General features: G+C 58.0%; 12 protein-coding genes. 8 read left to right on the top strand and 4 right to left on the bottom strand.

The genetic code is table 11. The annotated features are described in order from the left end of the window. Positions 1–3 precede the first annotated feature (3 nt). A complete protein-coding gene (locus MKZ15_RS06415; RefSeq protein ID WP_155606521.1) occupies positions 4–1,161 on the bottom strand; it encodes an NEW3 domain-containing protein in 1,158 nt (385 codons plus the stop codon). 157 nt (positions 1,162–1,318) lie between these two features. Here MKZ15_RS06415 and MKZ15_RS06420 point away from each other — a divergent pair, with 157 nt between their 5' ends. The 3 genes from MKZ15_RS06420 to MKZ15_RS06430 all read left to right on the top strand — a co-directional run bounded on the left by MKZ15_RS06420 (position 1,319) and on the right by MKZ15_RS06430 (position 3,730). Beyond that, complete coding sequence (locus tag MKZ15_RS06420; protein WP_339820769.1) at positions 1,319–1,927, top strand: sigma-70 family RNA polymerase sigma factor; 609 nt, start codon at positions 1,319–1,321, stop codon at positions 1,925–1,927. Next, a complete protein-coding gene (locus tag MKZ15_RS06425) occupies positions 1,905–2,837 on the top strand; it encodes an anti-sigma factor (protein ID WP_339820771.1) in 933 nt (310 codons plus the stop codon). The genes MKZ15_RS06420 and MKZ15_RS06425 overlap by 23 nt, the downstream gene beginning before the upstream one ends. 107 nt (positions 2,838–2,944) lie before the next feature. Beyond that, positions 2,945–3,730, top strand: coding sequence for an MBL fold metallo-hydrolase (locus MKZ15_RS06430; protein WP_339820772.1), 786 nt, complete (start codon positions 2,945–2,947; stop codon positions 3,728–3,730). A gap of 433 nt (positions 3,731–4,163) precedes the next feature. On the opposite strand, the gene MKZ15_RS06435 is transcribed toward MKZ15_RS06430, so the two are convergent. From MKZ15_RS06435 to MKZ15_RS06445, 3 genes are read right to left on the bottom strand one after another with little or no spacing between them, the layout of a single operon-like run. Next, positions 4,164–4,967: a Cof-type HAD-IIB family hydrolase gene (locus MKZ15_RS06435; protein ID WP_193415481.1), complete on the bottom strand. Its 804-nt coding sequence runs from the start codon at positions 4,965–4,967 to the stop codon at positions 4,164–4,166. Between the two features lie 29 nt (positions 4,968–4,996). Further along, positions 4,997–5,890, bottom strand: coding sequence for a DMT family transporter (locus MKZ15_RS06440; RefSeq protein WP_339822320.1), 894 nt, complete (start codon positions 5,888–5,890; stop codon positions 4,997–4,999). 31 nt (positions 5,891–5,921) lie between these two features. Beyond that, positions 5,922–6,926 (bottom strand): lipoate--protein ligase, encoded by a 1,005-nt coding sequence (locus tag MKZ15_RS06445; protein WP_155606527.1) that lies wholly within the window; start codon positions 6,924–6,926, stop codon positions 5,922–5,924. Between the two features lie 258 nt (positions 6,927–7,184). Here MKZ15_RS06445 and MKZ15_RS06450 point away from each other — a divergent pair, with 258 nt between their 5' ends. The 5 genes from MKZ15_RS06450 to MKZ15_RS06470 all read left to right on the top strand — a co-directional run bounded on the left by MKZ15_RS06450 (position 7,185) and on the right by MKZ15_RS06470 (position 11,870). Continuing rightward, positions 7,185–8,279: a threonine-phosphate decarboxylase gene (locus MKZ15_RS06450; protein WP_339820775.1), complete on the top strand. Its 1,095-nt coding sequence runs from the start codon at positions 7,185–7,187 to the stop codon at positions 8,277–8,279. Positions 8,280–8,409: 130 nt separating this feature from the next. Next, on the top strand, positions 8,410–9,153 hold the full coding sequence (locus MKZ15_RS06455) for an adenosylcobinamide amidohydrolase (protein WP_339820777.1): 744 nt from the start codon (positions 8,410–8,412) through the stop codon (positions 9,151–9,153). Further along, positions 9,153–10,121, top strand: coding sequence for an adenosylcobinamide-phosphate synthase CbiB (cbiB, locus tag MKZ15_RS06460; RefSeq protein WP_213623529.1), 969 nt, complete (start codon positions 9,153–9,155; stop codon positions 10,119–10,121). Before MKZ15_RS06455 ends, cbiB begins: the two co-directional genes overlap by 1 nt. An 89-nt stretch (positions 10,122–10,210) precedes the next feature. Next, entirely contained in the window at positions 10,211–10,942 is a 732-nt protein-coding gene (locus MKZ15_RS06465) for a histidine phosphatase family protein (RefSeq protein ID WP_193415477.1), read from the top strand. Further along, positions 10,935–11,870, top strand: a complete 936-nt coding sequence (locus MKZ15_RS06470) for an LLM class flavin-dependent oxidoreductase (protein WP_339820779.1) — start codon at positions 10,935–10,937, stop codon at positions 11,868–11,870. The genes MKZ15_RS06465 and MKZ15_RS06470 overlap by 8 nt, the downstream gene beginning before the upstream one ends. The last annotated feature ends 370 nt before the right edge of the window (positions 11,871–12,240 follow it).

The following is a 12,240-nucleotide window of genomic DNA, read 5'->3' on the forward strand; positions in this document are numbered from 1 at the left end:
GGATTATCTTCTCCCGTATTTCCGGAACAGGTAATAGATGCCGCCACAAACCGCCAGTATGATGAGAACCCCCACCCATCCCCATAATACGGACGATTTCACGGTCACCCGCAGATCGGCGTTCGCGCTTTTGTTCGCGGAGGAGGCGGTCAGACTGACCACGTAGTCTCCGGGGAGCGATTTCTTGCTCGACTTGATCGTGGCCTGAACCTGCTTGCTCTCGCCCGGCGCGATCGATGTGATCGACGAAGGCTCGAAGGACACTTCCCAATCCGTCGGCGCGGACGAAGAGAAGGAGAGATCCTGCAGCTCGGCGGAACCGGTATTTTGGACCACGAAGGTCAGCTTGCGTTCGGAACCCGCCCCCACGTCAGTGCTAAGCCGATCATCCGTCGTGGAAAATTTCATATCGTACGTTCCCGTCACGACCGCTTCAATCTTGGCGTTGGCGGTTGAATCGCCGCTTGTAGCTGCAATCGGAATTTCGTACTTGCCGGCTTTGATTTGTTCAGGCGGCTTCACCTCAATTGTAATCGTCTTCTCGGCATTGGGTTCGACTTCGACCGAAGTTACGCTGTTGCCGTCGGCTTTAAAGCGGACGTCCCAGCCTTGCTCGGCTTGTGCGCTGAAGGCATAGGTCTGTTTTTGCGTCGTCCGGTTGCGCAGCACCGCGCTGTACGTGAAAGTGGAGTCGGAATGGCCTTCCATATTAGCCTGGTCCAAGGTTAACTCGGTTTTGAAGGTGCCCTGCTCCGAAACGTTGACGACGAGCGGCAATGTGACATCGTCCGCTTTGAGATTGAATACGTACCGGCCTTTGTTGACTTGCAGCGGTACGTCGAGGTCGAGGTTGAAGGTTTGGGTCTCTCCGGCCTTTACCGCCAGGCGCGAGACCTCGCGGCCGCCCGCGGTCAATTCGTATTTCCAGTCCTTGCTTTGCGAATCTAAAGAGAGGTTGGCCGATGCCGTGCTTCCGCCATGATTGACGAGATCGATCGTATACGATACGGATTCGCCCGGCGCTGCGGACCACTCTAAGTAAGGTGAGTAAAGTTCCAACGAACCGGCCGCCGAGGCTCTGCCAACCCCGGATAGAGCACCGCCTACGGCCGTGATCACAATGAGCAGCAGGAACGCTGCTTTTCGAAAGGTTTGAAGCATCTCTTGTACCCCCTATGAAATATTGATGTTCATCAAGGGTACGCACGAAACAACGCCTTGGATTTATTCCAAGCAAAAAAAATTGGGGTTTTCAAGCGAAACCATTTTTGGTAAAACGGGAGGTAAGAAGAGGAGAAATTTTGCGGGAGGGACAAACATGGACCTGCAAAATGAAGAGATGACCTGGCGTCTGCGCGAAATGTGCGAAGGTTCGGTGTCGGCATTTGATGCGTTTTACGCCTGTTATTCTCCTTTTGTCATGCAGGTGGCCGGCCGTCTGGTTGGGGAGCGGATGGAGGCCGAAGATATTTGCCATGAGGTGTTTCTGGAAGTGCTGCGACGCGGACAGGACTATGATCCGTCACGCGGTTCGATCAGGGCTTGGCTGGCGGTCATGACCCGGAGCCGCAGCCTGGACCGCTTGCGGCGTAAAGCGCGGCTGGAGTATCCAGGCGACGAGGCGCTGCTCCGGGATGCGGTGGACGAAGACGGCTCCGGCGAGAGCGAAGCCTTGTCGCGACTGGAGCGGGAGGCGCTCCGCACGGCGATTTACACCCTGCCGGAACCACAGAAGAGGGCGATCGTGGGTTCCTATTTCGCCCTGCAGACCCAGCGCGAGATGGCGGAGGCCTGGAGCGTGCCAATCGGTACCGTGAAGTCCTGGGTGCGATATGGCCTGAATCATTTGCGCAAGCAGTTGGAGAAGCAGGGTTGGGGAGAATCGCTGGAAGGAGGGAACGAGCATGAACGGGCAAACCGGCGATAATGCTCGCAAAATCAACGGGGCGGAGCACGACGGCGTATGTGTTCGGATGTATACCGAGCAGGAGTGGATCGATTGGCTGCTGGGGACAATGGCGGAGACGAAACGCTCTGAAATGGCGAAGCATTTGGACACCTGTGCGATCTGTCTGGGGCAGAAAACGTATTGGGAGGACGTCCTGGGGATTGTTGGCGTTGACGCATCACAGACGGACATGCCAGGGATATCCGTTAGCGGAGACCCGAAGCCGGCGCTAGTCATGCCGGTGCTGCCAGTGCGAGTGCAACCGCACCTCCAGGAGCAGGCTGTCACTTCTTCCACTCAGCGTATTGACCCGTGGGCAGATGCCCTTCCTTCTGAACGAATTCGGCGCAGCCTGCGTCGCCGGGTGAGAGGAGTCGGGTGGCGACGTCGGGCGTTACGCTTGCTATCGGTACGCTGGAAGTGGACCGTGTCACTGGCCGCAGCCCTGATGGTGCTGATGGGCCTGGGATACGCTTTGGATCATCTGAACCAACCCGAAGCAGGTTGGGACCGTTATGTGCAAACGTACGAGCCGGAAGCCCTATCGGTCCTGTCCAAGCCGGATACGATCTCTTATCCGATCGCCATGGGCCGTTTGGAGCCGGAAAACGGGAGGGTGTGGTACAACGCCGCCACCCGGGAAATGCTCATGCTGGTTGGCGGGTTGGTCCCGGACAAAGGTCATACCATTCGCGTCTGGATCGTGAAGGAAGGCGCGCGCGACAGCCTGGGATTGCTGCAATATCATGCGAATCGGGCACATCTCTACGTCAAGGACAAGACGCTGAATGTCAATGACGATTTGGAGCTGACGATCGAGCCGATATCTGGTTCGCCGGACATGTATAAGGACTCGAATTCCATCTCGTTGGATTTGCTGGGACGATAAGTATTGTGCACATAAGACGTAGTCAACCCTCAAGACAGAGTGGTCTCGATGGCGGGAGATTTCGTAAAAAATAGACAAGTGGCTCGTCAGGAGGGAGACGTTTCAATATGGATCAGCTCGAGTTTATCGGCACCGGGGATGCGATGGGGGTTCCAAGGGTGTATTGTGATTGTGAGGTTTGCGCGGAAGCGCGAAGCACCAGCGGCGTGAATCGGAGATATCGCGCTTTAGTCGCGGTAGAAGGTGATGAAGGCAGCTTCCTGATTGACTGCGGCCCGGATTGGCGGACCGGCATGGAACGTAGAGGACAACGTTTTGCAGAGCAAATTCTAGTTACGCACGCCCATTTCGACCATATCGGCGGACTGCCTGAATGGGCGGATGCTTGCCGTTGGCTGGGGAGACGGGGACAGCTGCACGCGCCGCAGGAGGTGCTGGACACGATCCTTCGGCAATATCCGTGGCTAGGCGGTCATTTAGATCTGCATGCCGTTGGCAGCGAGGGGACCCGGCTGGCCGGGTGGCAGATCCGCGCGTGGAAGGTGTTCCACGGCAAGAACGGATTTTCGTATGCGTACCGACTGGAGAAAGGCTGCTTCGCCTGGGCCTATTGCTCCGATTCGATCGCTTTACCGGAGGAGCAAAAGGAGCCGTTGCGTGGTCTAGATCTGTTGGTACTGGGCACGAGCTTTTATCATGAGTTGGCGGAGTTCGCGACCCGGTCGGTGTATGATGTAAAGGAAGCGCTCGAGCTCTTGAACGAAGTTCGACCGACACGAACGGTGTTTACGCACCTGTCGCACGACCTCGACCTTCGGCGCGATTATGGATTGCCGGAGGGCGTGGCGTTTGCTGCGACGGGGATGAGGGTACCGCTGCGGACGGAGGAGTGATGGCGGAGTGGGCGTCCGGGGGAATGTCCGAACAGATGTTCGAGCGGATGTTCAAACGGATGTTCGAGCAGATGTTTAGGGAGATTTCCGAATGGTTGTTCGAGCGGATATCCGAGCCGTTCCGAAGCGGGGGCCGATGGGATGTCTTCCGAGCTCCGTTCCCTGTAGGCATGAGGTTAATGTATGCGAAAATTCGAATACAATTTACCCGCTACCGATACTTTCTGCCGAATGTATGCGAAAATTCGAATACATTTCACCCACGTCAGGTCACTTGGACCAAATGTATATGAAATTTCATGCTTATTCGCCCCAATCGGGCGCAAAAGCCCTGAATCTATATGAAAAACCGAATAGATTTCGAGTTTTGGGCGTTTTGCAGCAAATGATAAACGAAATTTCAGCTAAAAAAAAACTAACTGGAGGAATCCAGTTAGTTTTTTGCATTTAACACAAACTGATCGATCACGTGCTTCACGCCGTCCTCGTTGTTGCTCAGGGTGACGAAGTCGGCGATGTCCTTCAATGCCGGGATGGCATTGCCCATCGCTACGCCCAGGCCAGCAGCCTCCAGCATCTCATGGTCGTTCCACGAATCGCCGATGGCGATCGTTTGCGACAAGTCGCAGCCGAAATGGGCCGCCAGGAAACGCAAGGCATGGCCTTTCGTGCCTTCCGCATGCATGATTTCCAGGAAATTCGGCTTGGACTTGGTGATATGAACGCCGTCCCCCAGCAATTCGCGCAGCTCCGGCGCGATTTGGTCCAGGTAATCAGGCTCGTCGATGATCAGCATTTTCGGCGTTGGCTGGGCCACCAGCTTGGCGAAATCCGGCTCCACGTAATACCGCGTCCGGTTTAGCGTGGTATAGTCGATAAGCTTCTGGTTCTCCTCGCGGGCGTACAACTTGTCGTCGATGTACGTTTGCAGGTGCAGGTTGCGCTCGATGCAGTATTCAAACAGTTGGCGCGCCGCTTCCATCGGGACGTAACGCTCGTAGAGCACTTTTTCGTCCATCAGATTTTTGACCAGCGCTCCCTGGTACGTAATAATCGGCACGTTCAGCCCGGTCTGACGGGCGATCGCTTGGGCCGAAGCGTAGGCGCGGCCGGTTGCCAGGGTGACGACTACCCCCTTGGACACCGCTTGCTCCAACGCCTGCTGCGTTGCAGGAGTAACCTCTTTGTCGTCATTAATTAAGGTATCATCGATATCGATGGCAATCAGTTTATACATGGTTTCTCTCCTTTTGGAATGATCTCTCTCTAACCGGCGGATTTCAATTCCGCGAGCAACATACCGCCTAAAATGCACATACAGCCGATCCCTGCCGCCAAACCAAGCCGTTCGCCTCCGAAGAGCACGCCGGTCGCCGCGGCGAACACCGGCTCCATGGCGAAAATGACGGCGACCCGGGAAGGGCTGGTAAACTTCTGAGCTACCATCTGAATCCAAAACGCGAACGCACTGGTCGGCCCGATCGAGACGAGTAGCGCAAGCCATACCTCCGGCTGCATCAGTTGACCGGCCGTTTCGGTCCAAGAAGCCGAACGTTCAAACAGCAGCGATCCAGCCGCGCTGAGAACGCCGACGACCAACATTTGCAGCGATGCTAAAGGAAGCGCCGGATAACGGGGAGCAAACACGCCGGTGTAGGCGACATGCAGCCCAAAGGCAATGGCGCATAAGAACACGAGGGCATCGCCGCGATTCAAAGCCAGACCCTGGGTACCGGCGAACGCTAGCAGATAGAGTCCGGCGGCGGCCAGCAACGCGCTTATCCAGGTGAACCGGGAGATGCGATGCTTCAGCAGCCAAAATGACAAAAAAGGCACGATGACGACGGACAATCCTGTAATGAACCCTGCGTTCGAGGTGGAGGTATACAGCAAGCCGACCGTTTGAAACGAATAGCCGAGGAACAGGAACAAACCAAGCAGCGCCGCATGTCCCGCCATACTCCAGGATAATTGCTTCCATTCCTGCCGATAAAACACGGCGATGATCAAAGCGAGCAGCAGCGCCGCCCCGATAAAGCGGATGGCGTTAAAGGCCAGGGGCGGGAGCACCCGCACCGCATGCTGAACGATCAAGAAGGTACAGCCCCACATGAACGCGACGAACAACAGGCCCATATCGGCCAGTCGGGTCCGGTTTATGGCGGGCTTTTTCAAAGATAGGGCAGGTTCGTTATTCTTCAAGGAATACCAGTCCGATAAAGTCGTCCAGCTCCAGATTGCCGAAGTAGTGCTTCACCTCAATGCCAGCTAAAGCTTCTCGCACAGCCGAATCCTCGTATTTCACGCCTCTCAGCTTGTCCTCGATATCCGCCACGTCGCCGACGCCAAAGAAGTCCCCGTAAATCTTGATGTCTTGAATGTGCCCGTCTTTGATGTTCATGCGCAGATCGATGATGCCGACCGGAAATTTCTTGGCATGCTTCACGTTGCTCTCCGGCGACAAACCGTAATTCCAATCCCAGTTTTTATAGCGCTGAGCGGAAATCTCATGGATCTTCGCCCAGTCTGCTTCCGTCAATTTATATTGAGGCACGGCGTTCGGCTCCATGCCAAAAATATGCCGCAGCAACTCGGCGCGGAATTCCTCAATTGTCATTTTGCGGTCCAGAAAGTCGATGATGTTGGCGACCCGGCTGCGTACGGATTTGGTACTTTTCGATTTGAACTTCTCCGGATTGGCATGCAGCGAAGCCTGTACGTTGTCCAGGTTTAGGTTAAACATCAACGTGCCGTGGCTGAACATGCGGCCTCGCGTGGCGAATTGGGCATTGCCGGAAATCTTTTGCTCCCCGACCTGAAGGTCGTTGCGTCCGGTCATCTCCGCATTCACACCCAGCGATTTCAATGCCTGCACCACCGGCTCGGTAAACTTGCGGAAGTTGTGGAAAGACTCACCGTCGTCCTTGGTAATGAAGCTGAAGTTCAAATTCCCGAGGTCGTGGTATACCGCGCCACCTCCGGAAAGCCGTCGCACGACTTGCACGCCGTTCTCCTTGACGTATTCCTGATTGATCTCCTCGATGGTGTTCTGGTGCTTGCCGATAATGATGGAAGGGGCGTTGATATAGAACAGCAAATAGCTGTCGTCCTCCAGCGGCAAATGTCTCAGGGCATATTCTTCGATGGCCAAATTGACGGATGCATCGGTAATGCCTTCGTTATCAATAAACAGCATGGTTCTCCATCCTCCTATTTGCGGCCGGACGCCTGAATCTCAGGCCCCGGTATGTAGTCTTACACGCATATGAATTTATTGTAAACCAATTGATGTCGAAACCAAAGAGGGAGCAGGGATATTTGGTGAAAAAGAACCGAATAGCTTCCTTATTGACGGAAGGTGACCGGGAACAGATAATGGGGACACCTGAACTTTTTTGGAGAGAAAAGAATAACGTGCATGGATGCAAGGAGCATAAGGAAAGAGGGATCAGTCATGGAGTTGGAAGTTTACGGCCACGGCGGCGACCTGGTGACGGCTTCGGCCCGGTACGGCGTGGCGGCGGGAGAATGGACGGATTTTAGCGCGAACATTAATCCGCTGGGGCCGCCGCCGGGGTTGCTGGATGCCCTTCGGGAGGCGCTGCCGGGCATTGTGCGTTATCCGGATCCCGGACATCGCAAGCTGGTGATGCAGTTGGCAGCCCGCCTTCAAGTGGAGGGGGATGCATTAGTCGTCGGCAACGGGGCGGCGGAAAATATGGCGTTGGCGCTGCTTGGACTTGCCCCGGAGAAGGTCGGGATAGTAGAGCCTTGCTTCTCCGAATACCGCACCCTTTCGGAACAGTTTGGCGCCGAGGTGATGTCGGTGTTCGGGACAGAGGAGCGGGCGTTTAAGGCGGCGCCGGAGGAGATTGAAGGGCTGATTCGTGAAACGAATTTGACGTTCATCGGGCAACCCAACAACCCGAACGGGGTGCAATACGGGATGGACGAGCTGCGGCGGTTCGCCGCGGCAGGAGAGCGATACGGCACGTACGTGGTGATAGATGAAGCGTTTATCGACTTTATCCCGGAACCGGAGCGCCGAACGTTGCTGCCGGAACTGGGGGAATATCCGCATCTCATCCTGATCCGGTCGATGACGAAGTTTTACGCGATCCCGGGCCTCCGGCTCGGATTTGCGATCGCGCATCCGGAGACGGCCCGGCGCATGCGGGACAAGCAGGTGACCTGGAGCGTCAATTCGTTGGCACTGCTGGCGGGCGAGTTTTGCTTGGGGGCGGACGTTTCGTACGAACGAGAGACTATGGGATTGGTGAAGCAACAACGCGATCGGCTGGTGGGTGAGTTGATGCGACTGGGTTGCAGAACCTGGCCGGGGGAAGCGAACTTCCTGCTTGTCCGGGTACCGGAGCCGTGGACGGCCGAATCGATACAGACCGCGCTCGGACGGCGCGGCGTGCTGGTGCGCAGCTGCGCGATGTACCCGGGGCTGACGGAGCGGGACATTCGGCTGGCGGTGAAGGACGAACCGGCCTGCGGCAAACTGCTGCGGGAGCTGGAAGCGGTGATGGGGGAAGCGTTGTAGGGGAGAAGCGGTGAGGAGAATTCAAGAGGAACGGGATGATTGGGATTCCTGTGAATTCCTGACGGTAGGGATGAATTGAACGAGTATCGTTTGCGATTGCGCAAGACGTGGATTTGGGAGGAAGGGAAGAATGACGATCGAGATGCCTTTTATGGAGGCGAACCCGGGCAAGGTTTATGCATCTGAAGCCTGGCCTGGCTTGAAGCTGGAATACGGGGAGCGCCATTTGTTGCTGGAAGCCCCGCAGGAGATGGACGGGCTGAGCAGCGCGGTGTATGGCGGCGGCTTCGGCAAGCTTAGCCGAATGGTCAACATCTACGTAGACCGGCATTACCGCTGCGATGACCCAGCGCGGGATATCGCGGATCTGCTGGGGCAGTGGGGTTATCCGTCTGAAGGAACGGCCGGGCTGCTGACGGCGGTGCCGATGCGCTACGCGGCGGTGGCGGAGGAGCGGGGAGGCGATTTCGTCGTCTTCTGCTGCGCGACGGCGGGAGCTTCGAATGCCGCGCGGGCCGGCGTTCGGCGGACGACGTTCCCGGCCTCGTGGACACCGGGAACGATTAATGTGCTGCTGGCCGTGGACGGACGGCTGACGCCGGCGGCGATGGTCAACGCCGTGATGACGGCGACGGAGGCGAAGACGGCCGCGCTGGGCGATCTCGGCGTGCTGGACGCCGAGAACGGGCTTGCGGCCACCGGCACCACGACCGACGCGGTCGCGCTTGGCGTGAGTCAGCGGGTCGACTGGCCGCTGCTGCACGCTTACGCGGGCACCGCGACGGACCTGGGCGGCACGGTGGGCCGCCTGGTGTACGCCGCCGTAGGCGCGTCGCTGCGCGCAGCGGCCGCAGGCGCGGGAGCACGCCGATGATGGCGGCGTGGTGGGTGTTGCCGGTCGCGTATGCGCTCGACCGGCTGCTCGGCGATCCGCGCTGGCTTCCCCACCCGGTGGTGGGGATGGGCAAGGCGATCGCCGCGCTCGAGGCGGCCATCCGCCGCCTCGTTCCGCCCCGCCGCTATCGGGCGGCGGGGGTGCTGCTGCCGCTGGTCGTCGCCGGCGGCAGCTTTGTCTTGACCTGGGCGCTGCTGCGCTTGCTGGCCCAGGTCAGCCCGTGGCTGGCGGCCGCGGTGGAGGCCGCCCTCATCTGGACGACGATCGCCGCCAAAGGCTTGCGCATGGCTGGGATGGACGTGGCCGGGCACCTGCTGCGCGGTGACCTGCCCGCCGCCCGCCGCGCGCTCGGCATGATCGTCGGACGCGACACGGCGCACCTGGATGCGCCGGAGATCACGCGCGGCGCCGTCGAAACCGTCGCCGAGAACATCGTCGACGCCGTCGTGTCGCCGCTTGTTTATGGCCTGCTGGGCGGTGCCCCGCTGGCGATGGCATACCGGGCGGTGAACACCCTCGATTCGATGGTCGGCTATAAGAACGACAAATACATCGATCTCGGCTGGGCTTCCGCCCGGTTGGACGATATCGCCAATTACATCCCCGCCCGGTTGACGGCGCTGCTGCTCTACGTCGCAGCATGGGCCTTGCGGTTGGATGCCCGCGGCGTCTGGCGAATGGTACGCCGCGATGCCGCCAAGCATCCGAGCCCGAACAGCGGCTACCCGGAAGCGGCGGTGGCCGGGGCTCTAGGCGTACGCCTTGGCGGGGAGAACTCCTACCACAGCGTCGTCTCGTTCCGCGCCTATATGGGCGACAAGACCCGAGAGCTGGTTCCCGAGGACGTAGCGAAGACGGCGAAACTGATGTTCTGGGCGGCGAATGCGATGGTAATCGTAGGAACGGGGATATGGATTGCGATCACCGGCAATTGGACATGGATTTAATCGGAATGGGAGACTCGATTCGTGAATTAGCGGCGGGCCTTGAGCTTGAACTTAACTTTGGAGGGGAATGGCCTGGGAGGTGAACGTGAATGAACGTGGAATGGTGGCTGGTTCGTCATGGCCTCACGGCCTGGAACGCCGAACGCCGGTATCAAGGGCATAGTGATCTCCCCCTGCTGCCGGGTGAAGCATCGGGCTTGGCCGAGCTGCGCCGGGAACTGGCGGGGGTCGATTTCGCGGCGGTGTATGTCAGTGATTTAAGGCGCTGCCGCGAAACGTTAGCCTGGGCCCGTCCAGACTTACTGGACGGCGCGCAGCAGGACCCCCGCCTGCGGGAAATGAATTTCGGCCGGTGGGAGGGCCAGACGTATGAGATGCTCAAGGACAACGAGCGTTACCGTACCTGGATCGACGATCCGCAAGCCGCAACGCCACCTGACGGCGAATCATGGCAGGCTTTTGAGGCACGTGTGTCGGGGGTGTGCGGGGAATTCTTAACGAGGACGGAAGCGTTAGCGGGATCCGACTCTATCTCCAACTCCAACTCCAGCTTTGGCAGTTTGGCAAACGTCCGATTGCGGGAGACATTCCCGCCGTCAGCGGTTCGATTATATCCGTCTTTGCCGCTAACCGCATCACAGCCGCTTGAACCCACCCGTTTGCTCATCGTCACCCATGGCGGGGTTATCTCATTGATCTGTTCACTGCTTCAACCGAATTTGAGTTTCTGGGACACCCGGGTTGGGCCGGGCGGCGTGAAACGTTTGTACTTTCGAGAGGAAGGGGAACCTGAGGTGGAGAAGGAGGCGTACGATGAATGATTCTGAGATGAAGCTGAAGCTAAGGCTAAAGCTTAGCGTGCTGGATTTGGTTCCGAAGCTCCCGGGGACTCAGGCGGAAGCGGCACTTGAACAAGCCATCCGGTTGGCCCGGCAAGCGGAAGAACTGGGATATCTGCGGTACTGGACGGCGGAACATCACGATATGGAGGGTCTGGCCAGTGCGGCGCCAGAGGTGCTACTGTCAGCGATCGGAGCGGCTACCCGCCGGATCCGTCTTGGATCAGGCGCCGTATTGCTGCCGCATTATAGCCCGCTGAAGGTAGCGGAAAACTTCCGGCTCCTTGCGGCCCTCTATCCGGGGCGTATCGATCTTGGGATCGGGAGAGCTCCCGGCGGGGAGGCGCATGCGGCGATGGCGTTAAGCGGTAATTTTCTGGAACGGGTAGCTCGTTATCCGCAGCTAGCGAAGGATCTCTCTGACTTGCTTGCGGATCGTTATCGCTACGACGATCATCCCGTTACTGCTCGGCCAATTCCCCATCTTCCGCTAGATCTATGGATGCTTGGCACTAATGTCAAAAGCGCATGTTATGCGGCCGAACTCGGAACGGGTTACGTCTTCGGTCAATTTATGAGTGAAAGCGATGGGGGAGAGATCCTGCGGACCTATCGTGAAACCTTCCGCCCTTCCTTGCACCAAGCCCAGCCAACGACGATACTTGCCGTTAGTGTCATTTGTGCAGAGACGAAAGAGCAGGCGGAGACCCTAGCGGCGAAGGCGGCCGAAGGATTCCTCGCCCGCGGAGGTTCGCCTTTCCAAGGGCTTGTCGGGACAGGGCATCAGGTCCGCGAACAGCTGCAGAACATGCAACGCGAGTGTCTTAACGACGAGTTTTTGATCGTCTCGCCGATCCCCGATTACGAGGAGCGGTTGCGTTCCTATCGGCTTCTTGCCGATCCGTGCTGATGTTGAAATGTTGCAGAATGTACAACATTTTACCCTGATCCACCGGGGTTCTAGCTATAATGTTGCAGAAAGTGCAGCATTTTTGCGACAGAGCGCCCGATTTGCTGTGAAATGTTGTACAAAATGCAACATTTTGAGGGCGGCAGTCCCATGCCGGCTAGTAATGTTGCAGAAAATGCAACATTTTTGCAGCAGAACACCTAATTGCTGTGGGTGTTGTACAACATGCAACATTAGTCGCACTTCCCCCGGGGCTCCCGATCCTACCGCACCCACCGGGCCCACCACCGCACCTACCGCACCTACCGCACCTACCACGCCCACCGCGCCCCCCCATGCCCCCCACGCCCACCGCATCTACCGATCCCCC

Origin of the sequence: Paenibacillus sp. FSL R7-0216, assembly GCF_037969915.1 — a bacterium.
Lineage (GTDB): Bacteria > Bacillota > Bacilli > Paenibacillales > Paenibacillaceae > Fontibacillus > Fontibacillus rhizolycopersici.